The following is a 16,351-nucleotide window of genomic DNA, read 5'->3' on the forward strand; positions in this document are numbered from 1 at the left end:
CAGGCATAGCGGTGATCTTATTGAATTTGTGGAAAAATCAGTAGATCACATCGCGTTATGCCTGTCTCGTTTTATCCTTCTTTTTCTGGGGATTCCTCAGCGCGCAAGCGGCCTTTTTTGTCGGCTGGCGAGATTACAGTACGGCGACGATTGCTTCACACAGCGGCGCCATGTTATCTGGCGTCATGCCCGCAACGTTAATACGCCCGGAGGCCACGGCGTAGACCGCGAACTCTTCACGCAGACGCAGCACCTGCTCTTTGGTCAGGCCGCTAAACGAGAACATCCCGTTTTGCTTGATGATGAAAGAGAAGTCGCGGCTGGCCCCTTTTTCCTGCAGGGTATTGACGAACAGCAGACGCATGCGCTGAATACGCTGGCGCATATCGGTCAGCTCTTGTTCCCAGATAGCGCGCAGCGCGTCGTTGCTGAGAATTGTCGCCACCACCGACGCACCGTGTGCCGGCGGGTTGGAGTAGTTAGCACGAATCGTCGACTTCATCTGAGTAAAGGCGCGGTCAACGGTCTCGGCATCCGCAGCAACCAGCGTGCAGGCACCCACGCGCTCATTGTACAGGCCGAAGTTCTTCGAGTAGGAGCTCGCAACCAGCAGCTCTTTATGCAGCGCAACGAACGCGCGCAGACCTTCGGCATCTTCTTCCAGACCGCGGGCAAAGCCCTGGTAGGCGAAGTCGAACAGCGGCAGCCAGCCTTTTTCAACGGACAGTTGCGCCAGCTGTTGCCACTGCTCCAGCGTCGGATCGATACCGGTTGGGTTATGGCAGCAGCCGTGGAACAGCACCACGTCGCCCGCCTGCGCTTCATTGAGGCTTGCCAGCATACCGTCGAAGTCGAGGGCGTGGTTGGCCGCATCGTAATAGGCATATTCGCGAACGTCGAGGCCTGCGGAGTTAAAGACGCTTTTGTGGTTCGGCCAGCTCGGGTTGCTTACCCAGACGCGCTTAACGGCGGTGTTCTTCGCCAGGAAGTCAGCGGCAACGCGCAGGGCGCCGGTACCGCCAGGGGTCTGGGCAGTGCGCGCGCGCTTATCGCTGACGATTGCGCTTCCTTTACCGAACAGCAGTTCCTGGGTGCAGCGGCCAAATTCCGCAATACCGTCGATACCCAGATAGTTTTTGGTGGTTTCATTTTCCAGCAGATACTGTTCTGCTTTTTTAACGCTGGTCAGGACCGGGGTTTTACCCGTTTCATCTTTGTAAACACCAATCCCGAGGTTAATTTTAGTCGGGCGGTCATCGGCACGAAACAGATCGGCCAGGCCTAAAATGGGGTCGGCAGGGGCGGCAGTAATGTTCTCAAACATGACGAGGTTCCATTGTGATTACTGAAGGGAATTTCGCTATCAGGGTAACGGGAGATCTGCAAATTGCCAACCGTTTGCGACAAAAAGCGAGAAGGTTTTCGAAAGTTACGATCTTTATCTTAGTAATGTAGAAAAGCAGGACCGAAGTCCTGCTTTTTAGGCATATCACGAAGGGGTGTAGTGATTAGAACTGGTAAACGATACCAACTGCAGCCTGGTCATCGGTGGCCACTTTAGCTGCTTTGGTATAGCTGTTGTCGTCCAGCAGGTTGAATTTGTATGCTGCGTAGACGTTCATGTTCTTGTTGAAGTAGTACCAGCTACCCACTTCGATGTATTTAACCAGGTCAGCATCGCCGCCAGTGAAGCCGGCACGATCCTGCAGGTTTTTACCTTTAGTCTGAACGTAGCCGATGGACGGACGCAGACCGAAGTCGAACTGATACTGAGCCACGGCTTCGATGTTTTGAGTTTTACCAGCGAAGAAGTTCTCCTGGTTTTCCGGGGTCATGTTGTAGGTCTGAGAGTACATGACTGCGGCGTAGACGTTGTTTGCATCGTACTTAGCGGAGGTTGCCCATGCCTCAGCTTTGTTGCCGTTGCCGTCAGCTTTCTGCGCGACGCTACGGTTGGAGCCAGAGTAACCTGCGGACAGCGCGATACCGTTGCCAAATGCATAGGTTGCAGAGGTGCTGACGCCGTCGCCGTTCTGTTTCTGGATTGCACGGCTGCTGTCGTTTTTACCCTGGTACTGCAGTGCGAAGCTCAGACCGTCAACCAGACCGAAGAAATCAGAGTTACGGTAGGTTGCCACGCCGTTGGTACGGCCGGTCATGAAGTTGTCGGTGTTGGTCCAGCCGTCACCGCCCCACTCAACCAGCATATCGGTTGCGGATTCAACGTCGTAGATAGCGCCATAGTTACGACCGTAGTCGAATGAACCGTAATCGCCCGCTTTCAGACCCGCGAAGGCCAGACGAGTTTTGGTCGGCTGGGAACCTTCAACGTTGGACGCATCCATGTTGTATTCCCACTGGCCGTAACCGGTCAGCTGATCGTTGATCTGGGTTTCGCCTTTCAGGCCGATACGTGCATAGGTCGTGTCGCTGTTGTTGGTGTTACCATTGGTGGTCCAGACGTGCTCACCAACCATTTTCCCGTAGAAGTCCAGTTTGTTGCCGTTTTTGTTATAGATTTCTGCAGCGTTAGCTGCGCCGGCTACCAGCAGGGCAGGGATTACCACTGCCAGAATATTGCGCTTCATCATTATTTATTACCCTCATTAATATTTTTATATGAACACTCGCCACTGCCGCCAATAATTTCCGTCAATAAAAATTTACAGAACTATTGATGATAGTTTGGTGTCTGAAGGCATCTTTCCATCCGCGCCAGCGTTTCGCTAGCCGGAAAATGCTACCAATGTCGCATATGAGTAACAAAAAGAAATAGTATGTAACTAAATATGTATTTTTGGGAACTTTGTGAACTCAGTCAAAATTCCGTTCCACTTTGCTCGTAAAACAAACAGACCATATATATCTATATGAATTAATTATGATTAATTTAGATAAAGGCGCATTTGTACATTTTATGTCTGCATTTCGCTTTTTTTTCGCTCAGCATTTGTCTTTGCATCTTGTGCTGCGACAGGTTAAAAAATAAACAAAATTATCAGGCGCTTCGTCGGTGAATGAACATAAGGTGCGGTTTATCGTGCGGGAAGAGGTCGTAATAGTGAGTAACATAAATGTGAACCGGAAGGGTTGATGTTTGAATTTCTTGATGTTCGTTAACAAAATCTGACATAAAAAAAGGCCAGCTTACGCTGGCCTTCGGCAATGATAAGAAAAATTAATCAGAATGTGGCGCTGCGCGGAGTACGCGGGAACGGGATCACATCACGCACGTTTTGTACGCCGGTGACATAGGCGATCAGACGTTCGAAGCCCAGACCGAAGCCGGAGTGCGGTACGGTGCCGTAACGACGCAGGTCGCGGTACCACCAGTAGTCTTCTTTATTCAGCCCCATTTCCGCCATACGCGCGTCAAGCACATCCAGGCGTTCTTCACGCTGAGAGCCGCCGATGATTTCACCGATACCCGGCGCCAGAACGTCCATTGCGGCGACGGTTTTACCGTCTTCGTTAAGGCGCATATAGAACGCCTTAATGTCTTTCGGATAGTTTTTCACCACCACCGGCGCTTTGAAGTGCTCTTCCGCCAGGTAGCGTTCGTGCTCGGAGGAGAGATCTACGCCCCAGTAAACCGGGTTTTCAAACTGCTTACCGCAGTTTTCGAGGATGGTTACCGCGTCGGTATAATCAACCTGGGCAAAATCGGCAGACACGAAACGCTCAAGGCGATCGATCGCATCTTTATCCACGCGCTCGGCGAAGAATTTCATATCGTCCGCACGTTCTTCCAGTACCGCCTTGAAAACGTATTTCAGCATGGCTTCCGCGAGGCCGGCGACATCGTTCAGGTTGGCAAACGCGACTTCCGGTTCCAGCATCCAGAATTCCGCAAGGTGGCGGCTGGTATTGGAGTTTTCGGCACGGAAGGTTGGGCCAAAGGTGTAGATTTTAGACAGCGCACAGGCATAGGTTTCGCCGTTCAGCTGGCCGGATACGGTCAGGAACGACTCTTTACCGAAGAAGTCTTTATCGAAATCCACTTTGCCCTGATCGTTACGCGGCAGGTTTTCCAGATCCAGCGTGGAGACGCGGAACATTTCACCCGCGCCTTCGGTATCAGAAGCGGTGATAAGCGGCGTGGAAACCCAGAAGAAGCCCTGCTCGTCAAAGAAGCGATGCAGCGCTTGCGCCAGGGTATGACGCACGCGAGCGACCGCGCCAATCAGGTTAGTGCGCGGGCGCAGGTGCGCCACTTCACGCAGATACTCGATGCTGTGACGCTTAGCGGCCATCGGATAAGTATCCGGATCTTCTACCCAACCGGTCACTTCAACGTGACTGGCCTGGATTTCAAAACTTTGGCCCTGACCTTGAGATGCCACGATTTTACCCGTAATGACGACCGAGCAGCCGGTGGTCAGGCGCAGCACTTCCTGATTGTAATTGGGCAGAGAATTATTAATAACGGCCTGTACAGGATCAAAGCAGGAACCGTCATAGACGGCCAGGAAGGAAAAGCCAGCTTTTGAATCTCGGCGGGTACGTACCCATCCGCGCACGGTGACTTCGCTGTCAACGGCAACACGGCCCTGGAGTACGTCGGCTACAGGCACAACGCTCATAATAGTCTCTCTATTCGTAGTCCAATAAAAAAATCTGTTTCCCCCGATAATGGGGGATATCTATGTTACCTGTCATCTTCCATCAGACAAGCAGATTTCGCACCATCAAGGGGAGTTTTCGGAAATAAATAAACAACAAGGAGCCAGAACGGCTCCTTGTGGCGATAAATGTGGCGATTAACTGGCCTTTTTCACCGGCGGAAGGTCAAAGGCTTTACGCAGGGCCCGGACAAAGGCCTTGTCGTGGCAGATGGTTTTCCCCGGACTGTCGGAGAGTTTCGCGACCGGCTTACCGTTACATTCCACCAGCTTTATCACGATGTTTAGCGGTTTAACCTGCGGGATATCGCAGGTTAAACGGGTGCCAATACCGAAGCTCAGATTGACCCGCGAAGAGAAGTGGCGATAGAGATCGACGGCTTTCGCCAGATCGAGGTTATCGGAAAAGACCAGCACTTTACTCATGGGGTCGATTCCCAGCTTCTGGTAATGGGCGATGGCTTTTTCGCCCCATTCTACCGGGTCGCCGGAATCGTGGCGCAGCCCCTGGTAGCGGCTGGCAAATTCCGGGCCGAAATCCCGCAGGAAGGCGTCCATAGTAATGCAGTCGGTGAGGGCGATGCCGAGCCGGTCAGGATACTCTTCCAGCCAGGCTGCCAGCGCTGCGCGCTGGCTGTTGGCTAAACTGGGGCTGATTTGCTGATGCGCCTGGAACCATTCATGCGCCTGGGTGCCCATTGGCGTCAGATGAAGCCGACGAGCCAGATCGTAGTTGCTGGTACCGATAAACCACGGTTCCTGCTGCAGACGTTTGACGATGGCCTGCTGTACCTCGCGCGAGAAGCGGCGGCGGGTGCCGAAGTCCATCAGACGGAAGCGGCTGAGATCGAGATCGGCGGTGATTTGCGCAAAACCGGCCAGCTTGTGTTCGAGGGTTTCCAGCGCTAAATCGACGCCGATTTCCGGCGAGCGGTAATGATGGACCAGCTCACTAATCACCGCCAGCAGCGGAACTTCCCACATGATGACTTCACGCCACGGGCCGGACAGGCGAATATTCAACTTGCCATTGTCGTTGGTGACGGTGACCTGGCCCGGGTCGTAGCGGAAGTCGCGCAGCCAGTCGAGATAGTCATGGGAAAAGAACGGCAGGGTAGATAACCAGTGATATTCATCGTCCTGCAGCTTCAGGTCGCGCATGGTTTCAACCTGCTCGCGAATTGCGTCGGCATAGATACCGAGCAGATCGTCCCCGCGGCAGCGGAACTCCGCCGCAACGTGTACATCGCCGTAGCGGTGGAAGACAGCCTGTTGCATATGCAGCTTGTAGGCGTCCGTATCGAGCAGCGAGTGCAGTACAGGAGAAGTGAATTGTGTCATGGTGCGCAGTAGCGTCCTCTCACTGGAGCGTTTCCATCAAAAACCGAAGCAGAAAAAAGGAGGCGGAGTATACCTTTATTACCCGACTCTGTCCCGCAGTGACGGCCGATGGCGACGCTGACGGTCATTTGCGAGGCCTAGTTTAATATATTGAACAGGGATCACACCACAAGCTTTGCACCGGGTCGAGCGCATTTCGTGCCTCTTGTGTTATCAATATGTAGCAATTTTCGTGTTTAGCGTTGAAAAGATGAAGATTCTGCATAGCGCGATCTACGCAACAGGAATAGACTGGGTTTGACACTTTACGGAACATGCTAAAGGTTTTTTATGACACAACAGCCCCAAGCCAAATACCGCCACGACTACCGTGCGCCGGATTATCTCATTAGCGATATCGATTTGACCTTTGACCTGGATGCCGGGAAAACCGTGGTTACGGCTGAGAGCAAAGTCTCCCGTCACGCGGCGGCGTCCGATGTGCCGTTGCGTCTGGATGGCGAAGACCTGACGTTGGTCTCCCTGCTGGTGGATGGCCAACCGTGGAGCAACTATAAAGAAGAAAATAACCAACTGGCGATCGGCGGATTGCCGGAACATTTCACCCTGACCATCGTCAATGAAATCAGCCCGGCGGCGAATACCGCCCTGGAAGGCCTCTATCAGTCTGGCGAAGCCCTGTGCACCCAGTGCGAGGCGGAAGGCTTCCGTCATATTACCTGGTATCTGGATCGTCCGGATGTGCTGGCCCGCTTCACCACTAAAATTATCGCCGACAAAGCGAAATACCCGTTCCTGCTCTCCAACGGCAACCGCGTGGCGCAGGGCGAGCTGGAAAATGGTCGTCACTGGATCCAGTGGCAGGACCCGTTCCCGAAACCGTGCTATCTGTTTGCGCTGGTCGCCGGCGACTTCGACGTATTGCGCGATACCTTCAAAACCCGTTCCGGGCGTGAAGTGGCGCTGGAGCTGTTCGTTGACCGCGGCAATCTCGACCGCGCGCCGTGGGCGATGACCTCGCTGAAAAACTCGATGAAATGGGACGAAACCCGTTTTGGCCTCGAGTACGATCTCGACATCTATATGATTGTCGCCGTCGACTTCTTTAATATGGGGGCGATGGAGAACAAAGGACTGAACGTCTTTAACTCCAAATATGTGCTGGCCCGCACCGATACCGCCACCGATAAAGATTATCTCGATATTGAACGCGTCATCGGCCACGAATACTTCCATAACTGGACCGGCAACCGCGTGACCTGCCGCGACTGGTTCCAGCTGAGCCTGAAAGAAGGGCTGACCGTGTTCCGCGATCAGGAGTTCAGCTCCGATCACGGTTCGCGCGCGGTGAACCGGATTAACAACGTGCGCACCATGCGCGGTCTGCAGTTCGCCGAGGACGCCAGCCCGATGGCCCATCCGATTCGCCCGGATAGCGTCATCGAGATGAATAACTTCTATACCCTGACGGTGTATGAGAAGGGTGCCGAAGTGATCCGCATGCTCCATACGCTGCTGGGCGAAGCCAATTTCCAGAAAGGGATGCAGCTGTACTTCGAACGCCACGACGGCAGCGCCGCCACCTGCGACGATTTTGTTCAGGCGATGGAAGATGCCTCTAACGTCGACCTGTCGCATTTCCGCCGCTGGTACAGCCAGTCCGGTACGCCGGTGGTGAGCGTCCATGATGACTACAACCCGGAAACCGAACAGTACACGTTGACCATCAGCCAGCGCACCCCGCCGACCGCGGAACAGCCGGAGAAACAGCCGCTGCACATTCCGTTCGAGATAGAACTGTATGATAACGAAGGCAAGGTGATCCCGCTGCAGAAGGGGGGGCATCCGGTGCATCACGTGCTGAATGTGACCCAGGCCGAGCAGACCTTTGTCTTCGACAACGTCTACTTCCAGCCGGTACCGGCGCTGCTATGCGAATTTTCCGCTCCGGTGAAGCTGGAGTATAAATGGAGCGATCAGCAGCTCACCTTCCTGATGCGCCACGCGCGCAACGACTTCTCCCGTTGGGATGCCGCGCAGAGCCTGCTGGCAACCTACATCAGGCTGAACGTCAACCGCCATCAGCAGGGTCAGCCGCTGTCGCTGCCGATTCATGTGGCCGACGCATTCCGCGCGATCCTGCTGGATGAGAAGATCGATCCGGCGCTGGCGGCTGAAATTCTGACATTGCCTTCCGCCAATGAAATCGCTGAGCTGTTTGCCATCATCGACCCGATCGCCATTGCCGCGGTCCGTGAAGCGCTGACCCGCACGCTGGCGAAAGAGCTGGCGGACGAGTTCCTCGCGGTTTACAACGCCAACAAGCTGGCGAGCTATCGCGTGGAACACGCCGATATCGGCAAGCGTTCACTGCGCAATACCTGTCTGCGCTATCTGGCGTTCGGCGACGTTGCGCTGGCGGATAAGCTGGTCGTCGCCCAGTATCATCAGGCTGACAATATGACCGATGCGCTGGCCGCCCTGTCGGCCGCGGTCGCCGCGCAGCTGCCTTGCCGCGATGCCCTGATGCAGGAGTATGACGACAAATGGCATCAGGACGGCCTGGTGATGGATAAATGGTTTATCCTGCAGTCCACCAGCCCGGCGGACAATGTTCTGGAGACGGTACGCGGCCTGCTGAATCACCGCTCGTTTAGTATCAGCAACCCGAACCGTGTACGTTCGCTGATTGGCGCGTTTGCTGGCAGTAACCCGGCGGCATTCCACGCCGAAGATGGCAGCGGCTATCAGTTCATGGTGGAGATGCTGACCGAGCTCAACAGCCGCAACCCGCAGGTGGCCTCCCGCTTGATTGAGCCGTTGATTCGTCTGAAACGCTACGATGCTAAACGCCAGGCGCTGATGCGCGCGGCGCTGGAGCAGCTGAAAGGTCTGGAGAATCTCTCCGGAGATCTGTTCGAGAAAATCAGTAAGGCTTTGGCGTAAGGCGATACCATTCCCGGATAACGGCGCGGATGCGCCTTATCCGGGCTATCAACACCCTCAGACGGTAGCCGCCCCGGTAAGCGCAGCGGGATTAACCGTGGCTCAATAAGCGCGGCGCCGATTCGCTCTTACCGCGTTTCATCACTCTGTTCAGTACCTCGGCTTCCAGTTCAGCCAGTCTGGCCGATCCGGTGCGCCGCGGCCGCGGAATATCGACGGCGACATCGAGGCCAATTTTCCCTTCTTCAATCAACAGCACCCGGTCCGCCATGGCCACCGCCTCACTGACATCATGGGTGACCAGCAGTACGGTAAAACCGTATTCTTCCCACAGCGAGACGATCAGATCCTGCATCTCCAGCCGGGTTAACGCATCGAGCGCGCCCAGCGGTTCATCGAGCAGCAGCAGGCGAGGGCGATGAATCAGCGCGCGGGCCAGCGCAACGCGCTGTTTTTGTCCGCCGGAGAGCGCCGCCGGCCAGTCACCGGCGCGGTTTTCCAGGCCAACGCTGGCCAGCGCCTGCAGGGCGGCATCACGCCACTGGCCCTTCAGCCCAAGACCGACATTGTCGATCACCGATTTCCACGGCAGCAGCCGCGAGTCCTGGAACATCATGCGGCTGTCATCCTGAACCTGCGCCAGCGGCGTTGAACCGGCCAGCAGCTCGCCGCCGTTAGGTTTTTCGAGCCCCGCCAGCAGACGCAGCAGGGTACTTTTGCCGCCGCCGCTGCGCCCGACCACCGCGACAAACTGCCCGGTCGGAATATGTAAATCCAGTGCGTTAAGAATGGTATTTTCGCCGTAGCGTTTGGTCACGCCGTTAAGCAACAGCGGGATCCCTGGGTTCAGACGGGCAGTCGTCATGCGTTGGCCTCCTGAAGATGATAAGCCGGGTTCCAGCGTAGCCACGCGCGTTCCAGCAGTTGCGCGCTGAAGTCGGCCAGTTTGCCAAGAATGGCGTAAAGAATAATGGCGACGACCACCACATCCGTTTGTAAAAACTCCCGCGCATTCATCGCCAGATAGCCGATGCCGGCGTTAGCGGAGATGGTTTCGGCGACAATCAGCGTTAACCACATCAGTCCGAGGGCGAAGCGGATGCCGACCATTATCGAGGGCAGGGCCCCCGGCAGAATCACATGGCGGAACAGGGCGAAGCCGGACAGGCCATAGCTACGCGCCATTTCCACCAGCCCGCGATCGATATTGCGGATGCCGTGCCAGGTGTTGATGTAAATCGGGAACATGGTCCCCAGCGCGACGAGGAAGATTTTGGCGCTTTCATCAATGCCAAACCATAAAATAACCAGCGGAATCAACGCCAGATGCGGGACGTTGCGCAGCATCTGAATCGAGGTATCCAGCAGCCGCTCCCCCCAACGCGACAGGCCGCTTATCAGGCCCAGCACCAGCCCGATGGAGCCGCCGATGGCGAAGCCCAGCAGAGCGCGCCATGAACTGATGGCCAGGTGTTGCCACAGTTCGCCGCTGGCGGAAAGCGTCCAGAAGGCCTTGAGTACCCCTTCCGGAGAGGGAAGGATGCGGGTGGATAACCAGCCCACGGAAGAGGCGAGTTGCCAGATGATGACGGTCCCCACCGGCAGAAGCCAGGGGGCGACCCGCAGCAGCAGCTTTTGCGCAGACGTAGCCATGGCGTGCTCCTTAGCTTTGTGCGACTTTGCGCGGAATAAACTCGTTGGCCACCGCCTCGCCCTGCAGACCAAGAGGTTGCGGTTGCGGAATCGATGGGATAGTGACATCCAGCAGCGGGAACAGCAGTTCGCCGACGCGATAAGCCTCTTCAAGATGCGGATAGCCGGAGAAGATGAAGCTATCGATACCCAGCGCCGCATATTCATTGATTCGTTCAGCCACGGTAGCCGCATCGCCGACCAGAGCGGTTCCCGCCCCTCCGCGCGCCAGCCCGACGCCAGCCCACAGGTTAGGGCTGATTTCAAGCTTGTCGCGCCGACCATTGTGCAACGCGGCCATCCGCTGCTGTCCGACGGAATCGGTTTTGGCAAACGCGGCCTGCGCCCGGGCAATGGTATCGTCATCAAGATGCGAGATGAGGCTTTCGGCCGCTTCCCAGGCCTCTTCATTGGTTTCCCGCACAATGACATGCAGACGAATACCGAAGCGAACCGTACGACCGTGACGGGCGGCTTTTTCACGCACCTGGGCGATTTTTTCCGCAACCTGCTCCGGCGGTTCTCCCCAGGTGAGATAGAGATCGACCTGCCCGGCGGCGAGCTCCTGCGCCACATCGGACGAACCGCCAAAGTAGAGCGGCGGACGCGGCTGCTGCAGGGGCGGAAACAGCAGTTTCGCGCCGCGCACCCGCTGGTATTTTCCATCGAAGGTCACGGTTTCGCCTTCCATCAGGCGGCGCCAGATATGAGTAAATTCAGCCGAGGCTTCGTAACGTTCGGTATGGTCGAGGAAAACCCCATCGCCAGCAAGCTCCTGCGGGTCGCTGCCGGTCACCAGGTTAAACAATGCCCGGCCGTTGGAAAGGCGGTCGAGCGTCGCGGCCTGGCGGGCGGCGACCGTCGGGGAGGTGACGCTCGGGCGCAGGGCGACAAGAAATTTCAGGCGCTGGGTGACGGGAATCATCGAAGCGGCAACCAGCCACGCATCTTCGCAGGAGCGTCCGGTCGGGATCAGCACGCCGGTAAAACCGAGGCGGTCCGCGGTTTGCGCAATTTGTTGCAGGTAGCCGTAATCAACCGGGCGGGCGCCTTCTTCGGTCCCCAGGTAGCGACCATCACCGTGGGTCGGTAAAAACCAGAACATATTCAGACTCATGATTTCGCTCCTTGTGCGGTTGCGGGCTGCCAGATGCGGGTGCGGATATCGACTTTTTTCGGCACCAGTTTGTTCTCGTAGAACAGATCGGCGGTTTGCTGCTGCCGGGCGGCGGTTTCGCGACTGACCGGAGTAATGGTGGTCGGCGGCCGATGGTCCAGATAACTGGCGATCACCGCTTCAGGGAGTCCCATCGTTTTTGCCAGCAGGGTAATACTTTGCGGGCGTTGGCTCAGCGTCAGGGCATCCGCCCGGCTGAAGGTGTCGAGCACGCCGCTAATAAAGGCGCCATTTTTCTCCGCATAGGGGCGCGAAGCCAGATAGAAAGAGCCGGTTTGTTTCAGATCGGTTCCGTCTTTGAGCACCCTGGCGTTCGCCTGTTGCAGAGCGGCGGAATAGTAGGGATCCCAGATAGCCCAGGCATCAACATTGCCCTGTTGAAATGCCGCGCGGGCGTCCGCGGGGGCAAGATAAACGGGTTGAATATCGCTGAATTTCAGGCCCGCCTGCTGTAGTGCCCTGAGCAGCAGGTTGTGGGAGCTGGAGCCTTTCTGAAACGCGACTTTGCGCCCCTTCAGTTCAGCGACGGTTTTGATCGGGCTGTTTTCCGCGACCAGAATCACTTCCGCTTTTGGCTTCGGCGGTTCCGCGCCGACGTAAACCAGATCGGCTCCGGCGGCCTGGGCGAAAATCGGTGGGATATCGCCGGTACTGCCCAGATCGATACTACCGACGTTTAGCGCCTCAAGCATTTGCGGGCCGGCGGGAAATTCTACCCACGAGATTTTGGTGTTTGGGTAGCGCTTTTCCAGCAGTTGATGGCTTTTGGCCAGCACCATACTGACGCTGCCTTTTTGGTAGCCGATGCGCAGCGCATCCGGCGCGGATTGTGCCGCCTGGCCCAGGGCTGATAGCGTCAGCAACCCGCCCAGCGCGAGAGTTCTGAAAAGGTTATGCATGTTCCACCCCATGGAGAGTCTTGAGCGCGGGAGCGCGGCTGGTCGGACGGTGCAGCGCCTGCCAGAAGGTCTCCAGCGCCAGATCGAGTCGCCCCTGCAGATTAGGGGTAAACTGCGGTTTATGTTGATAGTCGGTGACCTGACTATCGTCAGCGAACACGCCGTGCAGAATCTCCTGCGCTTTGAGGGCGTTGAGCACCGGTTTTAGCGCATAATCCACCGCCAGCATGTGGGCAATCGTGCCGCCGGTCGCCAGCGGCAGGACGATTTTCCCCTCCAGCGCCCGTTCCGGGAGCAGGTCGAGCAACGTCTTCAGCGCGCCGGAAAAAGAGGCCTTATACACCGGGGTGGCGATGATAAGCCCATCGGCGCCGGCCAGCTGTTCGTTCAGCGTATGTAACGCCGGATTATCGAAGCGAGCGTACAGCAGGTCTTCCGGAGCAAAATTTTGCAGATGCCAGTGGCAGACTTCAACGTCTGCCGCGGAGAGCGTCTCTCTGGCATATTCCAGAAGCGCGCTGGAACGGGAAGGGTAACGCGGACTGCCCGCAAGTGTAATAACACGCATCTTCTCTCTCCTTATAACCAAATGTTTGCATTTATCTATAATTGATAACATTTGCTGGCAGTGTGACAGAGCCGATTTATTTCCCTAAATGATTTTTCCACCCTTGTTTTGTCAGAAATTGCATAATGCGGGGGAGAAAAGTAAACGTTTGCGTTGGATGCGAGATTTTTTGTCGCAGGTCAATTCCCTTTCCGGCGTCGATCGAACATAATACGCCCCCGGTTTGCACACCGGGAATCCAGGAGAGTTCATGTACTACCCCTTCGTTCGTAAAGCCCTTTTTCAGCTCGATCCTGAGCGCGCTCATGAAGTTACTTTTCAACAATTACGTCGTGTATCAGGTACGCCGCTGGAAATGCTGGTCCGTCAGAAGGTGCCGTCCAAACCGGTCACCTGTATGGGACTCACGTTTAAAAACCCGCTGGGTCTGGCCGCTGGGCTGGACAAGAACGGCGAGTGCATTGATGCGCTCGGCGCCATGGGGTTTGGCGCCATTGAAATCGGTACCGTAACGCCGCGTCCGCAGCCGGGGAACGATAAGCCGAGGATCTTCCGCCTGGTGGATGCCGAAGGTTTGATCAACCGCATGGGCTTTAATAACCACGGTGTTGATAACCTGGTTGAGAACGTAAAAAAGGCGCATTTTGACGGTATTCTCGGTATTAATATCGGTAAGAATAAAGATACGCCGGTTGAGCAGGGTAAAGATGATTATCTGATTTGTATGGAAAAAGTCTATCCATATGCCGGGTATATCGCCATTAATATCTCCTCACCGAATACCCCGGGCCTGCGCACCTTACAATACGGTGACGCCCTCGATGACTTACTCTCTGGTATTAAAAATAAGCAGCTTGAGCTGCAGCAAAAACATCAAAAATATGTCCCTGTCGCGGTGAAGATCGCCCCGGATCTTTCTCTTGAGGAATTGATCCAGGTGGCCGACAGTTTAGTTCGGCATAATATTGATGGCGTCATTGCCACCAATACTACTCTCGATCGTTCGCTGGTCCAGGGAATGAAATTCTGTGATGAAACGGGTGGCCTCAGCGGTCGTCCATTGCAATTAAAGAGTACGGAAATTATCCGTATGCTGGCGACAGAATTAAATGGTCGTTTGCCCATTATCGGAGTCGGAGGGATTGACTCGGTGATCGCGGCACGGGAAAAAATCGCCGCCGGTGCAAGCCTCGTCCAGATTTATTCCGGATTTATTTTTAAAGGCCCTCCGCTGATTAAAGAAATTGTTACCCATATCTAATCTTTTCCCCCTCTGATCCCCCCAGGGCTTTATTTCCGGCCCTGGTTGTTTTATATTCCTCCACTGTTGCTTATTTAGACATTTTAGTCTTTTCTTAATTTTGGAAATTATTCTGTTGCAGGCTGCCATTGCATTACAGATGCACGGGAAAGAGGACGGGGAAACGATGCGAATTAAACCTGACGATAACTGGCGTTGGTATTACGATGAAGAGCACGATCGCATGATGCTCGATTTGGCCAATGGTATGTTGTTCCGTTCGCGGTTTGCGCGTCGAATGTTGACGCCCGATGCCTTCGCGCCTTCCGGATTCTGTGTTGACGATGCCGCGCTGTATTTCTCTTTTGAAGAAAAATGTCGCGATATTGAGTTATCTAAAGAGCAGCGCGCGGAATTAGTTCTGAATGCGCTGGTCGCCATTCGCTTCCTGAAACCGCAAATGCCAAAAAGCTGGCATTTCACAACGCATGAAATCTCCTGGCAGCCCGCCACCGGCGATGCCGCTAGCGCCTGGCTCAGCGATAGCGGACAGCAGGTGAATCTGCTGGTGATTGAACCGGGCGAAAATGCCGCGCTCTGCCTGCTGGCGCAGCCAGGGGTAACGGTCGCCGGGCGAGTCATGCAACTGGGGGATGTGATTAAAATCATGAACGACAGGCTGCAACCGGCACAGGGTATGACCAGCTACAGCCTGGGTCAGGCGGTTTAAAACGCGCTAAGGCACCAGCCGTAAGGCCGTTTTCGGTATACAGCTACAGCACAGAATCGTACCATCGTCAGCGACCGCGTTTTTCTTCAACGGGCTGACCTCGCCTTCTTCCAGTCTGATGCGGCAACTGCCGCAAATGCCCGCCCGACAAGAGTAGGGGATGCGAATGCCTTTTTGCTCCAGCTGTTCCAGCAATACCTGCTGATTATTGCCGCTAAACCGCTGTCCCTGCCATTCAATTTCAATCACGGCATCCGGCTGCGCGACGACCGCTGGATTCTCGTCGCTTTCGCCTGCGCCGTAGGCTTTTGCCGGGCCGCGAGTCAGCACCTCCACTTCATCGCCCACGCGCACTACGCCGCTGTTGCGGGCAATCAGGTTTTGCCCAAAATCGACATCGCCATTATCCAGCGCGGTACGGAACCGCTGCAGGGTGGCCAGCGGTTCGCCGGAGGGATGCTTTTGCCCCCGCTCCGGACTGACGGTGGTCAGCACGCAGCGGCTGCAGGGTTTTGCCACATCAAAAACCACCTCGCCAATGCGAATCACTTTCCAGGTATCCTCTTCCCAGGCCGCCGCGCCGGTCACCACCAGGTTAGGGCGAAACTGCTCCATTCGCACGCTGGCCGGACAGCGCTTTTGCAGATCGCGCAGCGAGGCTTCGTTGGCCAGCAGGTAGGGGAAACCATCGGCGAAGGTGAGCGGGACCGCATCATGGCGTTTCACCCGTCGGGTGAGGTGAGGGCCTAACCAGCGGAGCTGAACATCGCGGTTAAAGAAACCGCTGAGCCACTGGTTGACCGCGGGCGGAGCAATCAGCGCGGTGAAGTGATTCCCCCAGACTTCGGTCGGCGCTCCCTGCGGCGAAAAATCGCTGAAGCGCACTATCGCGCTGCTGCCGTCTACCGCCGTCAGATGAATACCGTCGTGCAACGGGGACGGCGTAAACTTCACCATCTGCGGAAACTGGCGGGCAGTAATAAAGGTGCCATCGGTTTCCGTCACCATAAAGGCGCGATCGCAGGCCAGGCCGCTAATATCGGCAAACGCGTGTGTCAGACCAATTCCACGCATGGATTTGACGGGATGAATAAAAAGTCGCGATAGCGTTATCATGCGCTGCCTCTGGGCTTAAA

General features: G+C 55.8%; 13 protein-coding genes. 3 read left to right on the top strand and 10 right to left on the bottom strand.

Features of this window, described 5'->3' with window-relative positions; genetic code table 11:
* Window positions 1-133: 133 nt before the first annotated feature.
* The 4 genes from CWM52_RS19445 to pncB form a co-directional block, all read right to left on the bottom strand.
* Window positions 134-1,324: an amino acid aminotransferase gene (locus CWM52_RS19445; RefSeq protein ID WP_100685598.1), complete on the bottom strand. Its 1,191-nt coding sequence runs from the start codon at window positions 1,322-1,324 to the stop codon at window positions 134-136.
* Between the two features lie 184 nt (window positions 1,325-1,508).
* A complete protein-coding gene (locus tag CWM52_RS19450) occupies window positions 1,509-2,591 on the bottom strand; it encodes a porin (RefSeq protein ID WP_100685599.1) in 1,083 nt (360 codons plus the stop codon).
* A 591-nt stretch (window positions 2,592-3,182) separates the two neighbouring features.
* On the bottom strand, window positions 3,183-4,583 hold the full coding sequence (gene asnS / locus CWM52_RS19455; protein WP_100685600.1) for an asparagine--tRNA ligase: 1,401 nt from the start codon (window positions 4,581-4,583) through the stop codon (window positions 3,183-3,185).
* Window positions 4,584-4,760: 177 nt separating this feature from the next.
* Window positions 4,761-5,963, bottom strand: coding sequence for a nicotinate phosphoribosyltransferase (pncB, locus tag CWM52_RS19460; RefSeq protein ID WP_100685601.1), 1,203 nt, complete (start codon window positions 5,961-5,963; stop codon window positions 4,761-4,763).
* A 330-nt stretch (window positions 5,964-6,293) separates the two neighbouring features.
* On the opposite strand from pncB, the gene pepN reads away from it, so the two are divergent.
* Window positions 6,294-8,909, top strand: coding sequence for an aminopeptidase N (gene pepN, locus CWM52_RS19465; RefSeq protein ID WP_100685602.1), 2,616 nt, complete (start codon window positions 6,294-6,296; stop codon window positions 8,907-8,909).
* A 91-nt stretch (window positions 8,910-9,000) separates the two neighbouring features.
* Here pepN and ssuB read toward each other — a convergent pair whose 3' ends face one another.
* The 5 genes from ssuB to ssuE are packed head-to-tail and all read right to left on the bottom strand — an operon-like array spanning window position 9,001 to window position 13,245.
* The gene (gene ssuB / locus CWM52_RS19470) at window positions 9,001-9,774 is read right to left on the bottom strand and encodes an aliphatic sulfonates ABC transporter ATP-binding protein (protein WP_100685603.1); all 774 of its coding nucleotides are present in this window, start codon (window positions 9,772-9,774) and stop codon (window positions 9,001-9,003) included.
* Complete coding sequence (gene ssuC, locus CWM52_RS19475) at window positions 9,771-10,562, bottom strand: aliphatic sulfonate ABC transporter permease SsuC (RefSeq protein ID WP_100685604.1); 792 nt, start codon at window positions 10,560-10,562, stop codon at window positions 9,771-9,773. The genes ssuB and ssuC overlap by 4 nt, the downstream gene beginning before the upstream one ends.
* 10 nt (window positions 10,563-10,572) lie before the next feature.
* Window positions 10,573-11,718 carry an FMNH2-dependent alkanesulfonate monooxygenase gene (gene ssuD, locus CWM52_RS19480; protein WP_100685605.1) on the bottom strand — a complete coding sequence of 382 codons (1,146 nt, stop codon included), beginning with the start codon at window positions 11,716-11,718 and terminating at the stop codon, window positions 10,573-10,575.
* The gene (locus tag CWM52_RS19485) at window positions 11,715-12,677 is read right to left on the bottom strand and encodes a sulfonate ABC transporter substrate-binding protein (RefSeq protein WP_100685606.1); all 963 of its coding nucleotides are present in this window, start codon (window positions 12,675-12,677) and stop codon (window positions 11,715-11,717) included. Before CWM52_RS19485 ends, ssuD begins: the two co-directional genes overlap by 4 nt.
* Complete coding sequence (gene ssuE / locus CWM52_RS19490) at window positions 12,670-13,245, bottom strand: NADPH-dependent FMN reductase (protein ID WP_100685607.1); 576 nt, start codon at window positions 13,243-13,245, stop codon at window positions 12,670-12,672. The genes CWM52_RS19485 and ssuE overlap by 8 nt, the downstream gene beginning before the upstream one ends.
* 250 nt (window positions 13,246-13,495) lie before the next feature.
* Here ssuE and pyrD point away from each other — a divergent pair, with 250 nt between their 5' ends.
* Together pyrD and zapC are read left to right on the top strand one after the other, a co-directional pair.
* Window positions 13,496-14,506, top strand: coding sequence for a quinone-dependent dihydroorotate dehydrogenase (gene pyrD / locus CWM52_RS19495; protein ID WP_100685608.1), 1,011 nt, complete (start codon window positions 13,496-13,498; stop codon window positions 14,504-14,506).
* 166 nt (window positions 14,507-14,672) lie between these two features.
* Complete coding sequence (zapC, locus tag CWM52_RS19500; RefSeq protein ID WP_100685639.1) at window positions 14,673-15,215, top strand: cell division protein ZapC; 543 nt, start codon at window positions 14,673-14,675, stop codon at window positions 15,213-15,215.
* Between the two features lie 6 nt (window positions 15,216-15,221).
* Here the strand turns inward: zapC and CWM52_RS19505 are convergent, their stop codons facing one another.
* On the bottom strand, window positions 15,222-16,331 hold the full coding sequence (locus tag CWM52_RS19505) for a YcbX family protein (RefSeq protein ID WP_100685609.1): 1,110 nt from the start codon (window positions 16,329-16,331) through the stop codon (window positions 15,222-15,224).
* Between the last annotated feature and the right edge of the window lie 20 nt (window positions 16,332-16,351).

The organism is Raoultella sp. T31, assembly GCF_002806725.1.
Taxonomy (GTDB): domain Bacteria; phylum Pseudomonadota; class Gammaproteobacteria; order Enterobacterales; family Enterobacteriaceae; genus Klebsiella; species Klebsiella electrica.